This is a genomic window from Pseudomonas sp. Ma2-10 (assembly GCF_054330215.1).
On the sequence record NZ_JBTEYL010000012.1, the window covers coordinates 136498 to 154009 of the forward strand.

Below are 17512 nucleotides of genomic sequence, written 5' to 3' on the forward strand. Positions count from 1 at the left end.
CGTATCGGCGCGTTATTCACACGCATGCCCTGCTCCAAAAGAGGTCCTGATGACCATTAGTGACGCACTGCATCGATTGCTACTCGACAACCTGACCACCGCAACCATTCTGCTCGACGCCGAACTGCGCCTTGAGTACATGAACCCGGCGGCGGAGATGCTCCTGGCCATCAGTGGTCAGCGTAGCCATGGGCAGTTCATCAGCGAGTTGTTCACCGAATCTACCGAGGCGCTGAACGCCCTGCGCCAGGCGGTCGAGCAGGCACATCCGTTCACCAAGCGCGAAGCGATGCTCACCGCCCTCACCGGCCAGACGCTGACCGTCGACTACGCGGTAACACCGATCCTCGCCAACGGCGACACGATGTTGCTGCTGGAAGTCCACCCCCGTGACCGCCTGCTGCGAATCACCAAGGAAGAAGCGCAACTGTCGAAGCAGGAAACCAGCAAGATGCTGGTGCGCGGCCTCGCTCACGAAATAAAGAACCCTCTCGGCGGGATTCGCGGCGCGGCGCAATTGCTTGCCCGCGAACTGCCGGAAGAAAGCCTGCGCGACTACACCAACGTGATCATTGAAGAGGCCGACCGCCTGCGCAATCTGGTCGATCGCATGCTCGGCTCCAATAAGCTGCCGTCACTGGCGATGTGCAACGTCCACGAAGTTCTGGAACGCGTTTGTCATCTGGTGGAGGCCGAAAGCCAGGGCTGCATCACGCTGGTGCGCGATTACGACCCAAGCATTCCCGACGTGTTGATCGACCGCGAACAGATGATTCAGGCCGTGCTGAACATCGTGCGCAATGCGATGCAGGCCATCAGCAGCCAGAACGAACTGCGCCTTGGCCGCATCAGCCTGCGCACCCGCGCCATGCGCCAGTTCACTATCGGCCACGTGCGCCACCGCCTGGCGACCAAGATCGAAATCATCGACAACGGCCCGGGCATTCCTGCGGACTTGCAAGAAACCATCTTCTTTCCCATGGTCAGCGGCCGCCCGGACGGTACCGGGCTGGGCCTGGCCATAACCCAGAACATCATCAGCCAGCACCAGGGCCTGATCGAATGTGACAGCCATCCAGGCCACACCACCTTCTCGATCTTTTTGCCACTGGAACAAGGAGCCACATCGACATGAGCCGTAGTGAAACCGTGTGGATCGTCGATGACGACCGTTCTATCCGTTGGGTCCTGGAAAAAGCCTTGCAGCAAGAAGGCATGACCACGCAAAGCTTCGACAGTGCCGATGGCGTGATGAGCCGCCTGGCGCGCCAGCAGCCGGACGTGATCATCTCCGACATCCGCATGCCGGGTGCCAGCGGTCTGGACCTTCTGGCGCGGATTCGCGAACAACACCCACGACTGCCGGTCATCATCATGACCGCTCACTCCGATCTGGACAGCGCTGTCGCGTCTTATCAGGGCGGCGCGTTTGAATACCTGCCCAAGCCGTTCGACGTTGACGAAGCGGTGTCCCTGGTCAAGCGCGCCAACCAGCACGCTCAGGAACAGCAAGGCCTGGAAGTCCCGGTCGCCTTGACCCGCACCCCGGAAATCATCGGTGAAGCACCGGCGATGCAGGAAGTGTTTCGCGCCATCGGGCGTTTGAGCCACTCCAACATCACTGTGCTGATCAACGGCGAATCCGGTACCGGTAAAGAGTTGGTGGCACATGCGCTGCACCGTCACAGTCCGCGTGCGACGTCGCCGTTCATTGCGCTGAACATGGCGGCCATCCCGAAAGACCTGATGGAATCCGAGCTGTTCGGCCATGAGAAAGGTGCGTTCACCGGCGCGGCCAACCTGCGTCGCGGGCGCTTTGAACAGGCTGACGGCGGCACGCTGTTTCTCGATGAAATCGGCGACATGCCGGCAGACACCCAGACCCGCTTGCTGCGGGTATTGGCGGACGGCGAGTTCTACCGCGTCGGCGGCCATGTGCCAGTGAAGGTCGATGTGCGAATCATCGCCGCGACTCACCAGAATCTGGAAACCCTGGTGCACGCCGGGAAATTCCGTGAGGACTTGTTCCACCGCCTCAACGTGATCCGCATCCACATTCCACGGTTGTCGGACCGTCGCGAAGACATCCCGACGCTGGCCAAGCACTTCCTCAGTCGCGCCGGGCAAGAACTGGCGGTGGAGCCGAAGCTGCTGAAAAGCGAAACCGAGGAATACCTGAAGAACCTGCCGTGGGGCGGCAACGTACGTCAGTTGGAGAATACCTGCCGCTGGATCACGGTAATGGCTTCGGGTCGCGAAGTGCACATCAGCGACCTGCCGCCGGAGCTGCTGAACCTGCCGCAGGATTCGGCGCCCGTGACTAACTGGGAGCAAGCGCTGCGTCAGTGGGCTGATCAGGCGCTGGCTCGTGGTCAGTCAAACCTGCTGGACAGCGCTGTACCGACGTTCGAGCGGATCATGATCGAAACCGCCCTCAAACACACCGCCGGCCGTCGCCGCGATGCTGCTGTTTTGCTGGGCTGGGGGCGTAATACCCTGACGCGCAAAATCAAGGAGTTGGGGATGAAGGTTGATGCCGGGGATGATGATGAAGGGGAAGAGGGTTAACGTTTAACCCGATCGTTCTCACGCTCTGCGTGGGAACGTTCAACACCCTTGCGTGCACCGCCGCAATGCACGGTGAACCGCAATCGCGCACGGCAACAGATTCGAGATTCCGCCTGCGCTCACCATCGAACCCTTATCGAGAAAACACGAAAGCCCCGGAATACGGGGCTTTCGACGTTTCAGCGCGACATTTTGTTTCAACCTATAAAAACCTGGCACGCCCCCTGCAATAGTTCATTCAGTGATTCGATTCACTACCCAGTTTTGGGGGCCTTGGTACAGGCAGGCCGGGGATTCCCCTCTTTTATTGCTCTCGGAGATGGATCTCCAGCCGCCAGCGGTCACCGACCTCGCTACCGGCCCACTCGCCCTGCAGTGGCCGGGCCGCCACCACCGTCAGCAACAACCCCCCATCACTCAAACGCACACGCCAGTTCACGCTCTTGTCGTTGATTTTGAGCTGACCGTTCTGGGCCTTTCCTTCAGCCTCGAACAGCAACCCAAGGCTACCGTCGACGAACTCGCCGTGAGCCTTGGGCTCGTTGTTGAACCACACCATCAGCCCATCGCTCGTGACCTCGACCTGCTGCAATTCACTGGGGCCGGGCGTGGTCAGACGACCGATCATCAGCCCTACCATCACCCCGACAATCGCCAGCGACGCCATCACTCGCGGGAATAGCTTCGAACGCGGGTCAGCTTCAGGCGTAGAATGCCGCTCATCTTTACCTTCGGAGCCGTGCATGTTTCACGTCATCCTTTTCCAACCAGAAATTCCGCCGAATACCGGCAACGTTATCAGGCTGTGCGCCAACAGTGGCTGCCACCTGCATTTGATCGAACCGCTGGGCTTCGAGATGGACGACAAGCGCCTGCGCCGGGCCGGCCTCGATTACCACGAGTATGCCACCCTGCAACGCCACGCAGACCTCGCCAGCTGCCTGGAAAGCCTCGGTCATCCTCGGTTGTTCGCCTTCACCACCAAGGGCTCGCGGCCGTTCCATGATGCCAGCTTCGCCGAGGGTGATGCGTTCCTGTTCGGCCCGGAAAGCCGTGGCTTGCCGGCAGAAATACTCGACGCCCTGCCCGGCGAACAGCGCCTGCGCCTGCCGATGCGTGAAGGCTGCCGCAGCCTGAACCTGTCGAACACCGTGGCGGTCGCCGTGTATGAAGGCTGGCGCCAACTCGGGTTCAAGTAGCCCCGTGACTGATCGTTCCCACGCGCGTGGGAACGATCATCTGCGGCCCAAGAAAAAAGCGCCTGTTACGGCGCTTTTTTCGTTTTGCATCGAACGCTTATTGCACCGTCGGGGTTTCGCCCGAGGCCTGCATGCGTTGCAGTTCTTGTGCGTACAGCGCGTCGAAGTTCACCGGGGCCAGCATCAGCGCCGGGAACGAACCGCGGGTGACCAGGCTGTCCAGGGTTTCGCGAGCGTACGGGAACAGGATATTTGGGCAGAATGCGCCGAGGGTGTGGCTCATCGAAGCGTCGTCGAGGTTCTTGATCAGGAAGATCCCGGCCTGTTGCACTTCAGCAATGAACGCCACTTCGTCGCCGTTTTTCACGGTGACGGACAGGGTCAGAACGACTTCGTGGAAGTCGCCTTCCAGTGCCGTCTGACGGGTGTTCAGATCCAGACCGACGCTCGGTTCCCACTGCTGGCGGAAGATTGCCGGGCTTTTCGGCGCTTCGAAGGACAAGTCACGTACGTAGATGCGCTGCAAGGAGAATTGCGGTGCGGTTTCTTCTTCGCTAGCGGCAGTGTTCTGTTGGTCAGTCATCTCAGATCCTTTCTGATCTTGCGGTCTTATAGGGAAGGCATTCAGGCCTTGAGCATGGCGTCGAGCTTGCCGGCGCGCTCAAGGGCAAACAATTCATCACAACCACCTACGTGGGTGCTGCCGATCCAGATCTGCGGCACGGACGTACGTCCGGCCTTCTGAGCCATGGCGGCACGCACCTGCGGCTTGCCATCGACCTTGATCTCTTCGAAGGCCACGCCTTTGTTCTCGAGCAAGTACTTGGCGCGCGAACAGAAAGGGCAGTAATCGCTGGAATAGACGACGACGTTGCTCATATCACTTCACCAACGGCAGGTTGTCGCCTTTCCAGCTGGAAATACCGCCGGAAAGCTTGGCGGCGGTGAAACCGGACTTCATCAGTTCACGGGCATGAGTGCCGGAAGTCTGGCCTTGGGCGTCGACCAGGATGATGGTCTTGTCCTTGTGCTTGTTCAGTTCGCCGACGCGAGCGGTCAGTTTGTCGTGAGGAATGCTCAACGCGCCAACAATGTGGCCGGCGGCGAAGTCCTTGGTCGAACGAATGTCGATCACAACGCCTGCGTCCTTGTTGACCAGCCCGGTCAGTTCACCGGTGCTCAGGCTGCGGCCGCCGCCTTGCATTTGATAAGCGATCAGCAACGCCAGCAGTACGACGAAGATACCGACGAGCAGATAGTGGTTAGTGGCAAATTCAATCAGGTGAGCAACCATCGAAGGAGGTTCCAGGGCGTTAAAATGTCGGCCAGTATACACAGCCACTATGGTGGGCCAAACCCCGTCCGGCGGTGACGCGGATTGAACTTGCCTTTAAACTGCCACTGCTTTTTCCATCGCCCTCTATTAACTCAGCCACGAGTGGAATCCATGACTACCACGCCTAAACCTTTGGTCCTGATTATTCTCGACGGCTTCGGTCACAGTGAGAGCCCTGACTCCAACGCCATCTTTGCGGCGAAGAAGCCCGTGCTGGACCGTCTGTGGGCCACCGTGCCGAACGGCCTGATCTCGGGCAGCGGCATGGACGTCGGCCTCCCGGAGGGCCAGATGGGCAACTCCGAAGTCGGCCACATGAACCTCGGTGCCGGCCGCGTGGTGTATCAGGACTTCACGCGCGTGACCAAATCGATCCGCGACGGCGAGTTCTTCGAGAACCCGACCCTCTGCGCCGCTGTCGATAAAGCCGTCGCTGCCGGCAAAGCGGTGCACTTCATGGGCCTGTTGTCCGATGGCGGCGTTCACAGCCACCAGGATCATCTGATTGCCATGGCCGAACTGGCTTATAAACGTGGCGCTGAAAAAATCTATCTGCACGCTTTCCTTGACGGCCGCGACACGCCGCCGAAAAGCGCTCAGTCGTCCATCGAACTGCTGGATGCGGCCTTTCAGGCCCTCGGCAAAGGCCGGATCGCCAGCATTGTCGGCCGTTACTTCGCCATGGACCGCGACAACCGCTGGGACCGCGTGTCCCAGGCCTACAACCTGATTGTCGATGGCAACAGCGAATTCAACGCCGCCACTGCTCAGGAAGGTCTGCAAGCGGCGTACGAACGTGGCGAAAGCGACGAATTCGTCAAAGCCACCTGCATCGGTGAGCCGGTGCGCGTCGAAGACGGCGATGCCGTGGTGTTCATGAACTTTCGCGCTGACCGCGCCCGCGAACTGACCCGCGCGTTCGTCGAGGACGATTTCAAGGAATTCGAACGGGCCCGCCAGCCTAAGCTGGCCGGCTTCGTCATGCTGACCCAATACGCCGCCAGCATCCCCGCGCCATCGGCCTTCGCCGCAGGCAGCCTGGACAATGTGCTGGGCGACTACCTGGCGAAAAACGGCAAGACCCAACTGCGCATTGCCGAAACCGAGAAATATGCCCACGTGACCTTCTTCTTCTCCGGCGGGCGTGAAGAACCGTTCCCGGGCGAAGAACGCATCCTGATCCCGTCGCCAAAAGTCGCCACTTATGACTTGCAACCCGAGATGAGCGCCCCGGAAGTCACCGACCGCATCGTCGATGCCATCCAAAACCAGCGTTACGACGTGATCGTGGTCAACTATGCCAACGGCGACATGGTTGGTCACAGCGGCGTGTTCGACGCCGCCGTCAAAGCCGTTGAATGCCTAGACCTGTGTGTCGGCCGCATCGTCGATGCGCTGGAAAAAGTCGGCGGCGAAGCACTGATCACTGCCGACCACGGCAACGTCGAGCAAATGGCTGACGAATCCACCGGCCAGGCGCATACCGCCCACACCACCGAACCGGTGCCGTTCATCTATGTCGGCAAGCGTGACTTCAAGGTTCGCAACGGCGGCGTGCTGGCAGATGTGGCACCGACCATGCTGATGCTCATGGGGCTTGAGAAACCTGCCGAGATGACGGGCACTTCGATATTGGTCTGATGGCAAAAGCACCCGATAAATAGCCCGAAACGGCTTTTTATGACGAACGCCTCAAAGCAGTTGCCTTTGAGGCGTTTTTTTTGCAGCGCTTGGCGGGCATACTAGGCCGTCCCTTTCCCTGGTGTCGCCCGCCTCTATGCTTCGCGTCCTGATAGCCCTTGCTCTGACATGCCTGCTCCAACCGGCCTTTGCTGACGAGCGCGCGCAAACCCAACAACAGTTGGACGCCACGCGCCAGGACATTGCCGAGCTGAAAAAACTGCTGGGCAAACTGCAGGAAGAAAAATCCGGCGTGCAGAAAGACCTCAAGGGCACCGAGACTGAGATGGGCAAGCTTGAGAAGCAGGTCGAAGCCCTGCAAAACGAGCTGAAAAAAAGCGAAGCCGAGCTGCAGCGACTCGACACCGAGAAAAAAAAACTCCAGAGCGCGCGCATTGAACAGCAGCGACTGATTGCCGTACAGGCCCGCGCGGCCTATCAAAACGGCCGTCAGGAGTACCTGAAGTTGCTGCTCAACCAGCAGAACCCGGAAAAATTCGCCCGCACCCTCACTTATTACGACTACCTGAGCCAGGCCCGCCTGGAGCAGCTGAAGAGTTTCAACGAAACCCTGCGCCAACTGGCCAATGTCGAAAAAAACATCGCCATGCAACAGGCGCAATTGTTGGTGCAGAAAAGTAGCCTCGACAGCCAGCGCGACGAACTCGACAAAGTCCGCAAGGAGCGCCAGCAAGTCCTGGCCAAGCTCAACGACGACGTGAAGGCCCGAGATCAGAAGCTGGCAGCCCGCGAGCAGGATCAGACAGACCTGTCTAAAGTCCTTAAAACCATTGAAGAAACCTTGGCCCGTCAGGCCCGAGAGGCAGAACAAGCGCAGAAAAAAGCGCTGATCGCCCAGCAGGAAGCCGAAAAAAAGCGTTTACGTGAGGCGCAGGCAGACGCAGACGTCACTGATGCCCCACGCAAACCCGTTAAATCGACACCCGGCGCCCTGGTATCAAGCTCAGGTCAGACCTTTGGCGGCCCCTTTGCTTCAAGCCGGGGAAAACTTCCCTGGCCAGTTGATGGTCGACTGCTGGCACGCTTTGGCGAAACCCGTGGCGGCGACGCCCGCACCAAGTGGGACGGCGTAATGATCAGTGCCTCCGCCGGCAGCCAGGTGCACGCTGTGCATGGCGGTCGCGTGGTGTTCGCCGACTGGTTGCGAGGCGCCGGGCTGCTGGTGATTCTCGACCACGGCAACGGTTTTTTGAGTCTTTACGGTCACAACCAGACGCTGCTCAAGGCGGCCGGTGACGTGGTAAAAGCCGGTGAGTCCATCTCCACTGTCGGTAACAGTGGCGGGCAGGACACACCAGCGCTGTATTTCGCTATTCGTCAGCAGGGTCACCCGAGTGATCCAGCGCAATGGTGTCGCGCGCAAGGATAGGCGTTGAGTCACCTACATTAGGAGTTCGTTCGACATGCTGCATTTGTCCCGCCTTACCTCGCTGGCCCTGACGATCGCCCTGTTGAGCGGCGCGCCCTTGGCCTTCGCTGCTCAACCGGCCCCAGCGGTCGCGCCTGCCGGCACTGCTGCGACCACCAAGGCGCCATTGCCGCTGGATGAGTTGCGCACCTTTGCCGAGGTCATGGATCGGATCAAGGCCGCGTATGTCGAACCGGTGGACGACAAGACCCTGCTGGAAAACGCCATCAAAGGCATGCTCAGCAACCTCGACCCTCACTCCGCCTACCTGGGCCCGGAAGACTTCGCTGAGTTGCAGGAAAGCACCAGCGGCGAATTCGGCGGCCTGGGCATCGAAGTCGGCGCCGAAGACGGTTTCATCAAAGTGGTTTCGCCGATCGATGACACCCCGGCCTCCAAGGCTGGCATTCAGGCCGGCGACTTCATCGTCAAGATCAACGGGCAGCCGACCCGCGGCCAGAGCATGACCGAAGCCGTGGACAAGATGCGCGGCAAGATCGGTCAGAAAATCACCCTGACCCTGGTGCGCGACGGCGGTGCGCCGTTCGACGTAACCCTGGCCCGCGCCATCATTCAAGTGAAGAGCGTGAAGAGCCAGTTGCTGGAGTCCGGCTACGGCTACATCCGCATCACCCAGTTCCAGGTCAAGACCGGCGAAGAAGTCTCTAAAGCCCTGGCCAAGCTGCGCAAGGACAACGGCAAGAAGCTCAAAGGGATCATCCTCGATCTGCGAAACAACCCGGGCGGCGTGCTGCAAGCGGCGGTGGAAGTGGTCGACCACTTCATTACCAAGGGCCTGATCGTTTACACCAAGGGCCGTATTGCCAACTCCGAACTGCGTTTCTCCGCCACCGGCAAAGACGAAAGCGAAGCCGCGCCAATGGTCGCACTGATCAACGGCGGCAGTGCCTCGGCCTCGGAAATTGTCGCCGGCGCCCTGCAGGATCAGAAACGCGCGGTGATCATGGGCACCACCAGTTTCGGCAAAGGCTCGGTACAAACCGTACTGCCGCTGAACAACGACCGCGCACTGAAGATCACCACAGCGCTGTATTACACACCGAACGGCCGCTCGATCCAGGCTCAGGGCATCGTCCCGGACATCGAAGTGCGCAGGGCCAAGATCACCAACGAGCAGGACAGCGAGTACTTCAAGGAAGCCGATCTGCAAGGTCACCTGGGCAATGGCAACGGCGGCGCCGACAAACCGACCGGCTCCAGTGGCAAAGCCAAGGCGATGCCGCAGGATGACGACTACCAATTGGCCCAAGCCTTGAGCTTGCTCAAAGGGTTGAACATCACCTCCGGCCGCTGAGATGCGCCTGCGGTTATTCCTCGGCCTGCTGAGTTGCCTGACGGGTGTTGCTCATGCAACGCCCGTCACAACGGCGCCTCAAAAGGCCTATCTGAGTCTGATCATCGATGACCTGGGGCAGAACCTGCCTCGGGATCGCCGCGTGCTGGCCCTTCCCGGCCCGGTCACCACGGCAATCATGCCCGATACACCTCACGCCACCGAATTCGCCCGCGAAGCCCATCGCGCCGGCAAGATCGTCATCCTGCACATGCCCATGGACCCGGCCACCGGGCCGTTTGCCTGGCATCCCGAATTACCCGTCGAAGAGCTCGAAAAGCGCCTCAACGCGGCGTTCCAGGTTGTGCCGTATACCGCGGGCATCAACAACCATATGGGCAGCCGCATGACCATTCAGCAACCGGCCATGACCTGGCTGATGGCGGACTTGCTGCGCCGCCACAAGTTCTTCGTCGACAGCCGCACCAGTGCGCAAACCGTGGCGGCCGCCGAGGCGCAGAAAATTGGTTTGGCGAGCGTTTCGCGGGATGTGTTCCTGGATGACGAGCCCACTGAAGCCGCGATCTTTACTCAGCTACAGACGGCTATCAGCCTGGCGCGCAAACAGGGTTCCGCGGTGATGATCGGGCATCCGTATCCGCAGACATTAGCGGTACTTGAACGTGAATTGCCCAAGCTCAAGGCTCAGGGCATTGACTGGATCGACATCAAACAGATGATCAGCGTGCGCGGCAATCGTGCAACGGCAGCGCACGGCAAGGATGGCAAGTACCGCCTCCCGACCGCCCGATAACGCCTCGCAGCCCGCTCCATTTCGCGATAACTATTTATACCTGCCGGTACACCGCCGCGTGCCACGATAGCGCTCACCCTGAATTTCATCACCAAGGAATGGACATGAAATACCTTAGCTTCTTTGGCTTCGCAGGCCTGATTGGCCTGCTGGCTATTTCCGCCGTGCAGGCCCGCGATCTGGGCGAAGGCGCCGTCAACGACTCACCGTCAAGGGCACTGCAAAACAGCGAGCGTTTTTATGAAATCTGGAGCGGCGTGGGACGGCTCAGCCTCCAATCGGGCGAGACCTGCGGCGCCGTTCTACTGGATACGCGAAACAGGCAAGGCCGAGCCACCGGCCCTGCTTACCTGCTCACCAGCGGTCATTGCGTGTTCTTTCACTACGGTTCGGCGCGGACCAATCTACCTTTGAAAGCCAGCGTCACCTTCCACTACTTTCATGACAGGCCACAGCGTAAGCGCCAATACGCCATCCAGACCGCCCGATGGAGCAGTCTGGTCGGGACCGATCTTGCAGTACTGGAGGTCGACGCAACATTGGCGTCGCTGATACAAGACGGGGTCAACCCGCTCAAGCTGGCGTCCCATCAAACCAGCGAGACTCATGACGCCCTTAACATTGGCGCGCCGAGCGGCTTTACCGAACAAGGGCTTCGATTGAGCGCCTGCGCTGAACAAACCGCCGGAACGTTCATCGACCACCCGGGGGTGTTTCCTTTGGACATGAAAAACAACTGCGACCTTTACCCCGGCAACTCCGGTAGCCCGATGCTGAACCGCCGCACCAATGAAATCACCGGCATCGTCAGCAAAGTCGGGATCTCGCGCAATACCCCAGCGCCGCCTGCTTGTGAGCACTCCACCTCTTGCAAGGCCGCCCGTTTCAACTACAGCTACTCAGCCAACTTTCTGTACAAATGCTTTATTGACGGCGTCTTCACCAGCGATGGCGCGGACTGTTCGTTGGGGCCGGTCGAACTGACTGTCACGGCGCCCTGGAAACTCAAGTCATACGTTCATAGAACGCAAAACGCGGATAAGCAGATCGTATTGCCTACGTGGGACTTCAGGTTCTCCCTCGAGGCGCCCTTCTATCGCTACAAAACGGTCCAGAACGCCAGGGACTGCAAAGCTGCCGACAATTACAGCCCCGCCATCAGCGCTGAAGATGCTTACATCAACACTGAAATCGGGCCGCAAAACGGCGCACATGCACTGTGCATTATCGGCGTCGTCTCAGGGGAACGGCAGCTGACAAGGGCGGTGTTGAACAACGTGTTTACAAGTGCCGTGTACTTGAGCGCAACGCCAGCTCCGTCTCAGGGTGTATCGAAGTGATGCTTACAGATACTTCGCCATGATGTTGTCCACCACGCCTTCCTTGCGCAGTTGATCCAGCGCTGCCTGAAGCTTGGCGACGACGTCATCCGGCACGTCCTTGTTCAACGCCAGGTACAACTCAGCGCTGTTGAAACGCAGCACGGTCTTGAGCCCGGTCACACCGTCCTGGCGCGCCAGATAGCGCCCGGCCGGATCACCCGTGGCCCACAGATCAATCTGGCCATTGACCAGCTTCTTCGCGTTGTCCTGATCCCGCAGCACGACTACCGGCTTCAATCCCTGCTTGGCCAATGTCTGGGCAATCGCATCGCCCTTGTAGGCACCGATCTTGTACTTGCGCGCCTGCTCCAGCGACTCAAGGCTGATCTTGCTATCGGCCTTGGCCAACATGATCCAGTCATCCGGCCCGATCGGACCAACCCACTTGAACAGGTTCTCGCGATCCGGCAACCGCGCCATCACAAAGACACCGTAACCGGGCTTCTCCAGAGCGAGCTTGTAGATTCGCTCCCAAGGGAAACGCAACGTCAGGCTATAGCTGACTTCGGCGCGTTTAAACATCTCGCGGACGATGTCCACCGCGATGCCATTGATGTTCTCGTCCTGAGCGAAGTTCTTGCTGTTCTTCGCCATGTTGTAGGGGGGGAAATTTTCAGTCAGCAACACCAGGCCGGTGTCGGGATTTTCTGCGGCATGCGCTCCATTGACGAGCAATAGAGAAGCGCTGGCGAGGACAAGAAGAAGGCGTTTAAGCATGTCTGGCTACCGAGATCCATGGCGTACCCAAGAGTGCCCTGAGCCCGCCATGATGTCCACTGGCCTGTATCGGTTTGTTTAACGCATCACGATGCCGCGATGAGCCATGTAGGCCTTGGCTTCCTGCACGGTGTATTCGCCAAAGTGGAAAATACTCGCCGCCAACACTGCGCTGGCGTGGCCTTCCAGAATGCCGTCAGCCAAGTGCTGCAGGTTGCCGACACCGCCGGAAGCAATCACCGGAATCCCCAGCGCATCGCTGATGGCACGGGTGACGCCCAGGTCGAAGCCGTTTTTCATGCCGTCCTGGTCCATGCTGGTCAGCAGGATTTCACCGGCACCGAGGCCTTCCATCTTCTTCGCCCACTCAACGGCGTCGAGACCCGTTGGCTTGCGACCGCCGTGAGTGAAAATTTCCCAGCGCGGGGTTTCACCCGGACCGGAAACTTTCTTCGCGTCGATGGCAACGACAATGCATTGCGAGCCGAAATGCTGAGCCGCTTCGCCGACGAACTCCGGGTTGAACACCGCAGCGGTGTTGATCGAAACCTTGTCCGCGCCGGCATTGAGCAAGTTGCGTATGTCCTGCACGGTACGTACGCCGCCGCCCACGGTCAGCGGGATGAACACCTGGCTGGCCATGCGTTCGACGGTATGCAGCGTGGTGTCGCGACCATCGACGCTGGCGGTGATGTCGAGAAAAGTAATCTCGTCAGCACCCTGCTCGTCGTAACGACGGGCGATTTCCACCGGGTCGCCGGCATCACGGATGTTCTCGAACTTGACGCCCTTGACCACCCGGCCGTTATCCACGTCCAGGCAAGGGATGATGCGTTTGGCCAGCGCCATGGTCAGTCCTCAGCCTTTGTACGAATCGCAGAAAGCTTGCGCTTGAGCGACATCGAGAGTGCCTTCGTAGATCGCCCGGCCGGTGATGGCGCCGATGATGCCTGGCGCCTTGGCGTCGAGCAGCGACTTGATGTCACCGAGGTTGTGGATGCCGCCGGAGGCGATCACCGGGATCTTCGTTGCAGCGGCCAGTGCAGCGGTGAACGGTACGTTGCAGCCCTGCATCATGCCGTCTTTGGCGATGTCGGTATAAACGATCGCGGACACGCCATCAGCTTCGAACTGCTTGGCCAGGTCGATCACCTGAATGGTGCTGATTTCAGCCCAGCCGTCAGTGGCGACAAAACCGTCTTTCGCATCCAGACCGACGATCACTTTGCCCGGAAACGCGCGGCAGGCTTCAGCAACGAAGGCCGGATCTTTCACGGCTTTGGTGCCGATGATCACGTAGCTCACGCCAGCCTTCACGTAGTGTTCGATGGTTTCCAGAGAACGGATACCGCCGCCGATCTGAATCGGCAGGTTCGGGTAGCGCTTGGCGATGGCGGTGACCACTTCGCCGTTGACCGGCTGGCCTTCGAAGGCGCCGTTCAGGTCGACCAGATGCAGACGACGGCAACCGCCCTCCACCCACTTGGCAGCCATGCTCACCGGATCATCGGAGAACACCGTGGAATCTTCCATGCGGCCCTGGCGCAGACGAACACAGGCACCGTCTTTAAGATCGATAGCGGGAATAATCAGCATCTGGCAAACCTTCAAATTCGATTGTTCAGCTTCGCTCGAAAATCAGTTTTTCTCGAGCGCCCACAAGTCGCTTTCGATGCTTTCGAACCTCTCTTTGAGGTGCGTCTGCACATCGAAAATCGCCCTGTTGTAATAGTGCGGCGCAATTTCACGGGTAAACAGCTCAAGGATTTCACCCGCCTCGAATGAACCCAGGTCCAGTTCGAAGCGATCTTCCATAAAGCGTTTGATCTTGTGATTGGCCTCGTTCTCCTGTTCAGGAGTGAGGGTCAGGATCGGCGGCTTCTTCTTGACGACCATTTACCAGCGACCATCCCACGCGGCGAAGTTCTGCAGCAATTGCAGGCCATGGGCATGGCTCTTCTCCGGGTGGAACTGCACGGCGAATCGCGAGCCATCGGCCAGCGCCGCAGCGAAATCGACACCGTAGTGCCCGCCACCCACCACTTGCCGCGAGTTGCCGGCAGCGATGTAGTAGCTGTGCACGAAGTAGAAACGCGCCAGGTCCGGAATGTTGTGCCACAGCGGATGTGTAACCGTCTGCTTCACTTCGTTCCAGCCCATGTGCGGGACTTTCAGGTGTTCGCCGTCTTCGTGCAGGTCTTTGCCGAAGAACTTCACCGAGCCCGGAAACAGACCGATGCAGTCGACGCCGTCGTTCTCTTCACTGCTGTCGAGCAAGGCTTGCATGCCGACGCAAATGCCGAGGAACGGACGGTCCTGGCTGACTTCACGCACCAGCGAATCGAAGCCCAGGCGACGGATCTCCGCCATGCAATCGCGAATCGCGCCGACGCCGGGGAATACCACCCGGTCGGCCTCGCGAATCACGTCGGCATCACTGGTGATCAAGACCTTGCCGGCACCAACGTGCTCTAGGGCCTTGGCCACCGAGTGCAGGTTGCCCATGCCGTAATCGATAACCGCGACCGTCTGCATTACAGAACGCCTTTAGTCGACGGCATCTGACCGGCCATACGGTCATCAAGCTCTACGGCCATGCGCAGTGCGCGGCCGAAAGCCTTGAACACGGTCTCGATCTGGTGGTGGGTGTTGTGCCCACGCAGATTGTCGATGTGCAGGCTGACGTTGGCGTGGTTGACGAAGCCCTGGAAAAATTCCTGGAACAGGTCAACGTCGAAACCGCCGACGGTGGCGCGGGTATAAGGAACATGCATCTGCAGGCCAGGACGGCCGGAGAAGTCGATCACCACGCGCGACAGCGCTTCATCGAGCGGCACGTAGGCGTGGCCGTAGCGACGGATGCCTTTCTTGTCGCCGATGGCTTTGGTGAAGGCCTGACCCAGGGTGATACCAACGTCTTCCACCGTATGGTGGTCGTCGATATGCAGGTCGCCCTTGCTGACAATATCCAGGTCGATCAGCCCGTGACGGGCTATTTGGTCCAGCATGTGCTCAAGAAAAGGAACACCGATATCAAATCGGGCCTTTCCGGTGCCATCCAGGTTGATCGAGGCTTTGATCTGGGTTTCCAGAGTGTCGCGCTCGACTGACGCCTTACGTTCGGCCATCACCAGCTCCGCAAAATCATTGGGCGAAAAAGGCAGCCATTATAGGGGCGCGGGCGCCAAACAGAAACACGGGAGGTGATATCACTGACGGAGTGAATTCAGCGCCGCCAGCGATAGACATGTCAGTACAAGCACCCCAAGACCACTGATCGCCCCCACGCTCTGCGTGGGAACGATCAGTGTCAGGGTATTTAGTGGAAGAGTACTGCCGTTTTCTGCAGGGTCACCCAAACGCCCCACGCTAACGGAATACCCACCACCAGCCACGCAGCCACTGCCAAAGGCTTGGTACCCGCACCCGCTTTCCACTCCAATACGGTGCTGCTGTCAGCACCTTTGTCGTGGCCCAGCGCCTGTTCGGCGGCCAGTTCAGCGTCGGTCATGAAGTACTTGTCAGCCACCGGACGCACCAGCAGGTTGCAGATGAAACCCAGCACCAACAGGCCCGCGAGGATGTACAGGGTGATGTCGTAAGCCGCGGCGCGTTCAACGCCGATGCTCAACTGATACTCACGCAGGTAGTTCACCAACACCGGACCCAACACGCCCGCGGCTGCCCAGGCTGTCAACAGACGACCGTGGATCGCGCCGACCATCTGCGTACCGAACAGGTCCGCCAGGTAAGCCGGCACCGTCGCAAAACCACCGCCGTACATCGACAGGATGATGCAGAACGCCGCCACGAACAGCGCAACGCTGCCCAGATGACCGAGGTTCGGGATCAGCGCGTACAGCGCAAAGCCAAGAGCGAAGAACACGAAATAAGTGTTTTTGCGGCCCAGGTAGTCCGAAAACGACGCCCAGAAGAACCGGCCACCGATGTTGAACAGACTCAGCAAACCGGTGAAACCGGCAGCGATTGCAGCAATTGAGGCCAACTGCGAGGCATCCAGCTGACCAAATGTCAGGTCGTTACCCAGCAACTTACCGGCAAACACTTCCTGCAACAGTGGCGAAGCCATGCCGAGGATGCCAATACCCGCCGAAACGTTCAGGCACAGCACCAGCCACACTAGACGGAATTGCGGGGTTTTCCATGCCACGTTCACGTGTACATGACGGTGGGTGATCATCGCGTTGGAAGCTTTTTTCGCCGGAGCGGTCCAGCCTTCAGGCTTCCAGCCGGTTGGCGGAACGCGGTAGGACAGTGCGCCACCGATCATGAACACGAAGTAGATCGCGGCCATCACCAGGAAGCTCTGCCATACGCCGACGCTGGTTGGCGAAGCGAAGTGGCCCATCAAGGCTGCGGCCAGCGGAGCACCGACCATCGCGCCACCACCGAAACCCATGATCGCCATGCCGGTCGCCATGCCGCGCTTGTCCGGGAACCACTTGATCAGGGTCGAGACCGGCGAGATGTAACCCAGGCCCAGGCCGATACCACCAATGACCCCGGAGCCGATCCACATCAGCCATATCTGGTGGGTATAGACCCCCAGCGCTGAAATCAGCAGACCACCACACCAGCACAGTGCCGAGACAACGCCAGCCTTGCGTGGCCCGGCGTGTTCCAGCCAGCCGCCCCAGATGGCGGCCGAGCAGCCGAGGAAGATGAAGAACAGGGTGTAGATCCAGCCGAGCATCGAGATCGGCCAGTCACATTGAGATGAGAAGACTTGCGAAATGAAGCTCATGTCCGGCGCGCAGGCCACTGCCTCGGTTACGCCCAGGGCTTTGGACAGTGGCAACCAGAACACCGAAAAACCGTAGGCCATGCCGATGCACAGGTGGATGGCCAAGGCGGCCGGTGGTACCAGCCAACGGTTGAAACCGGGCTTGGCGATGATGCGCTCCTTGGACAGGAACGCGGGCTGGTCGGCATTGAGGCCGTCCGCCGTGATGCTCGTGGTCATTGTGTATCCCCCAATTATTAGTAGGGTTCGTCAGCGAACCTCACCCTCAGCCTTTATGCGCACGCATGACTGTTTTTGAGGTGAAGCCCCATTTTTGTGCGACATCAGG

General features: G+C 59.5%; 19 protein-coding genes. 8 read left to right on the plus strand and 11 right to left on the minus strand.

Annotation, left to right across the window (positions count from 1 at the left end; all coding sequences use genetic code 11):
• The first annotated feature begins 49 nt into the window (after nt 1–49).
• Entirely contained in the window at nt 50–1135 is a 1086-nt protein-coding gene (gene glnL, locus ACXPVS_RS16355) for a nitrogen regulation protein NR(II) (RefSeq protein WP_458510855.1), read from the plus strand.
• Entirely contained in the window at nt 1132–2568 is a 1437-nt protein-coding gene (gene ntrC / locus ACXPVS_RS16360; RefSeq protein WP_458510856.1) for a nitrogen regulation protein NR(I), read from the plus strand. The genes glnL and ntrC overlap by 4 nt, the downstream gene beginning before the upstream one ends.
• 304 nt (nt 2569–2872) lie before the next feature.
• On the opposite strand, the gene ACXPVS_RS16365 is transcribed toward ntrC, so the two are convergent.
• Nucleotides 2873–3313: a hypothetical protein gene (locus ACXPVS_RS16365; RefSeq protein WP_458510857.1), complete on the minus strand. Its 441-nt coding sequence runs from the start codon at nt 3311–3313 to the stop codon at nt 2873–2875.
• On the opposite strand from ACXPVS_RS16365, the gene ACXPVS_RS16370 reads away from it, so the two are divergent.
• Complete coding sequence (locus ACXPVS_RS16370; protein WP_458510858.1) at nt 3312–3767, plus strand: tRNA (cytidine(34)-2'-O)-methyltransferase; 456 nt, start codon at nt 3312–3314, stop codon at nt 3765–3767. The genes ACXPVS_RS16365 and ACXPVS_RS16370 overlap by 2 nt on opposite strands.
• A 97-nt stretch (nt 3768–3864) precedes the next feature.
• Here the strand turns inward: ACXPVS_RS16370 and secB are convergent, their stop codons facing one another.
• The 3 genes from secB to ACXPVS_RS16385 are packed head-to-tail and all read right to left on the minus strand — an operon-like array spanning nt 3865 to nt 5061.
• A complete protein-coding gene (gene secB, locus ACXPVS_RS16375) occupies nt 3865–4350 on the minus strand; it encodes a protein-export chaperone SecB (RefSeq protein ID WP_458510859.1) in 486 nt (161 codons plus the stop codon).
• 41 nt (nt 4351–4391) lie between these two features.
• Complete coding sequence (gene grxC, locus ACXPVS_RS16380; protein WP_458510860.1) at nt 4392–4646, minus strand: glutaredoxin 3; 255 nt, start codon at nt 4644–4646, stop codon at nt 4392–4394.
• 1 nt (nt 4647) lies between these two features.
• Nucleotides 4648–5061 carry a rhodanese-like domain-containing protein gene (locus ACXPVS_RS16385; RefSeq protein WP_458510861.1) on the minus strand — a complete coding sequence of 138 codons (414 nt, stop codon included), beginning with the start codon at nt 5059–5061 and terminating at the stop codon, nt 4648–4650.
• A 153-nt stretch (nt 5062–5214) separates the two neighbouring features.
• On the opposite strand from ACXPVS_RS16385, the gene gpmI reads away from it, so the two are divergent.
• The 5 genes from gpmI to ACXPVS_RS16410 all read left to right on the plus strand — a co-directional run bounded on the left by gpmI (nt 5215) and on the right by ACXPVS_RS16410 (nt 11660).
• Complete coding sequence (gpmI, locus tag ACXPVS_RS16390) at nt 5215–6744, plus strand: 2,3-bisphosphoglycerate-independent phosphoglycerate mutase (protein ID WP_458510862.1); 1530 nt, start codon at nt 5215–5217, stop codon at nt 6742–6744.
• A gap of 136 nt (nt 6745–6880) precedes the next feature.
• Nucleotides 6881–8173, plus strand: a complete 1293-nt coding sequence (locus ACXPVS_RS16395; RefSeq protein ID WP_458510863.1) for a murein hydrolase activator EnvC family protein — start codon at nt 6881–6883, stop codon at nt 8171–8173.
• Nucleotides 8174–8207: 34 nt separating this feature from the next.
• Nucleotides 8208–9527: a S41 family peptidase gene (locus tag ACXPVS_RS16400; RefSeq protein WP_458510864.1), complete on the plus strand. Its 1320-nt coding sequence runs from the start codon at nt 8208–8210 to the stop codon at nt 9525–9527.
• A 1-nt stretch (nt 9528) separates the two neighbouring features.
• Nucleotides 9529–10320 (plus strand): divergent polysaccharide deacetylase family protein, encoded by a 792-nt coding sequence (locus tag ACXPVS_RS16405; RefSeq protein ID WP_458510865.1) that lies wholly within the window; start codon nt 9529–9531, stop codon nt 10318–10320.
• A gap of 104 nt (nt 10321–10424) precedes the next feature.
• Nucleotides 10425–11660 carry a trypsin-like serine peptidase gene (locus ACXPVS_RS16410; protein WP_458510866.1) on the plus strand — a complete coding sequence of 412 codons (1236 nt, stop codon included), beginning with the start codon at nt 10425–10427 and terminating at the stop codon, nt 11658–11660.
• A 3-nt stretch (nt 11661–11663) separates the two neighbouring features.
• On the opposite strand, the gene ACXPVS_RS16415 is transcribed toward ACXPVS_RS16410, so the two are convergent.
• The 7 genes from ACXPVS_RS16415 to ACXPVS_RS16445 form a co-directional block, all read right to left on the minus strand.
• A complete protein-coding gene (locus tag ACXPVS_RS16415) occupies nt 11664–12419 on the minus strand; it encodes a substrate-binding periplasmic protein (RefSeq protein ID WP_458510867.1) in 756 nt (251 codons plus the stop codon).
• A 78-nt stretch (nt 12420–12497) separates the two neighbouring features.
• Entirely contained in the window at nt 12498–13268 is a 771-nt protein-coding gene (hisF, locus tag ACXPVS_RS16420) for an imidazole glycerol phosphate synthase subunit HisF (protein ID WP_007897430.1), read from the minus strand.
• Nucleotides 13269–13277: 9 nt separating this feature from the next.
• Nucleotides 13278–14015 carry a 1-(5-phosphoribosyl)-5-[(5-phosphoribosylamino)methylideneamino]imidazole-4-carboxamide isomerase gene (gene hisA / locus ACXPVS_RS16425; protein ID WP_458510868.1) on the minus strand — a complete coding sequence of 246 codons (738 nt, stop codon included), beginning with the start codon at nt 14013–14015 and terminating at the stop codon, nt 13278–13280.
• Nucleotides 14016–14057: 42 nt separating this feature from the next.
• Complete coding sequence (locus tag ACXPVS_RS16430; RefSeq protein WP_458510869.1) at nt 14058–14315, minus strand: DUF2164 domain-containing protein; 258 nt, start codon at nt 14313–14315, stop codon at nt 14058–14060.
• Nucleotides 14316–14954 (minus strand): imidazole glycerol phosphate synthase subunit HisH, encoded by a 639-nt coding sequence (gene hisH, locus ACXPVS_RS16435; RefSeq protein ID WP_458510870.1) that lies wholly within the window; start codon nt 14952–14954, stop codon nt 14316–14318.
• Nucleotides 14954–15547 (minus strand): imidazoleglycerol-phosphate dehydratase HisB, encoded by a 594-nt coding sequence (hisB, locus tag ACXPVS_RS16440; RefSeq protein ID WP_129439274.1) that lies wholly within the window; start codon nt 15545–15547, stop codon nt 14954–14956. The genes hisH and hisB overlap by 1 nt, the downstream gene beginning before the upstream one ends.
• Nucleotides 15548–15738: 191 nt before the next feature.
• Nucleotides 15739–17403, minus strand: coding sequence for an OFA family MFS transporter (locus ACXPVS_RS16445; RefSeq protein WP_458510871.1), 1665 nt, complete (start codon nt 17401–17403; stop codon nt 15739–15741).
• Nucleotides 17404–17512 lie beyond the last annotated feature (109 nt).

What these genes read in the sequence shown, in the direction of transcription:
- glnL (WP_458510855.1), top strand. Translation starts at nt 50, where the DNA reads ATGACCATTAGTGACGCACTGCATCGATTGCTACTCGACAACCTGACC.
- ntrC (WP_458510856.1), top strand. Translation starts at nt 1,132, where the DNA reads ATGAGCCGTAGTGAAACCGTGTGGATCGTCGATGACGACCGTTCTATC.
- ACXPVS_RS16370 (WP_458510858.1), top strand. Translation starts at nt 3,312, where the DNA reads ATGTTTCACGTCATCCTTTTCCAACCAGAAATTCCGCCGAATACCGGC.
- ACXPVS_RS16365 (WP_458510857.1), bottom strand. Translation starts at nt 3,313, where the DNA reads ATGCACGGCTCCGAAGGTAAAGATGAGCGGCATTCTACGCCTGAAGCT.
- secB (WP_458510859.1), bottom strand. Translation starts at nt 4,350, where the DNA reads ATGACTGACCAACAGAACACTGCCGCTAGCGAAGAAGAAACCGCACCG.
- grxC (WP_458510860.1), bottom strand. Translation starts at nt 4,646, where the DNA reads ATGAGCAACGTCGTCGTCTATTCCAGCGATTACTGCCCTTTCTGTTCG.
- ACXPVS_RS16385 (WP_458510861.1), bottom strand. Translation starts at nt 5,061, where the DNA reads ATGGTTGCTCACCTGATTGAATTTGCCACTAACCACTATCTGCTCGTC.
- gpmI (WP_458510862.1), top strand. Translation starts at nt 5,215, where the DNA reads ATGACTACCACGCCTAAACCTTTGGTCCTGATTATTCTCGACGGCTTC.
- ACXPVS_RS16395 (WP_458510863.1), top strand. Translation starts at nt 6,881, where the DNA reads ATGCTTCGCGTCCTGATAGCCCTTGCTCTGACATGCCTGCTCCAACCG.
- ACXPVS_RS16400 (WP_458510864.1), top strand. Translation starts at nt 8,208, where the DNA reads ATGCTGCATTTGTCCCGCCTTACCTCGCTGGCCCTGACGATCGCCCTG.
- ACXPVS_RS16405 (WP_458510865.1), top strand. Translation starts at nt 9,529, where the DNA reads ATGCGCCTGCGGTTATTCCTCGGCCTGCTGAGTTGCCTGACGGGTGTT.
- ACXPVS_RS16410 (WP_458510866.1), top strand. Translation starts at nt 10,425, where the DNA reads ATGAAATACCTTAGCTTCTTTGGCTTCGCAGGCCTGATTGGCCTGCTG.
- ACXPVS_RS16415 (WP_458510867.1), bottom strand. Translation starts at nt 12,419, where the DNA reads ATGCTTAAACGCCTTCTTCTTGTCCTCGCCAGCGCTTCTCTATTGCTC.
- hisF (WP_007897430.1), bottom strand. Translation starts at nt 13,268, where the DNA reads ATGGCGCTGGCCAAACGCATCATCCCTTGCCTGGACGTGGATAACGGC.
- hisA (WP_458510868.1), bottom strand. Translation starts at nt 14,015, where the DNA reads ATGCTGATTATTCCCGCTATCGATCTTAAAGACGGTGCCTGTGTTCGT.
- ACXPVS_RS16430 (WP_458510869.1), bottom strand. Translation starts at nt 14,315, where the DNA reads ATGGTCGTCAAGAAGAAGCCGCCGATCCTGACCCTCACTCCTGAACAG.
- hisH (WP_458510870.1), bottom strand. Translation starts at nt 14,954, where the DNA reads ATGCAGACGGTCGCGGTTATCGATTACGGCATGGGCAACCTGCACTCG.
- hisB (WP_129439274.1), bottom strand. Translation starts at nt 15,547, where the DNA reads ATGGCCGAACGTAAGGCGTCAGTCGAGCGCGACACTCTGGAAACCCAG.
- ACXPVS_RS16445 (WP_458510871.1), bottom strand. Translation starts at nt 17,403, where the DNA reads ATGACCACGAGCATCACGGCGGACGGCCTCAATGCCGACCAGCCCGCG.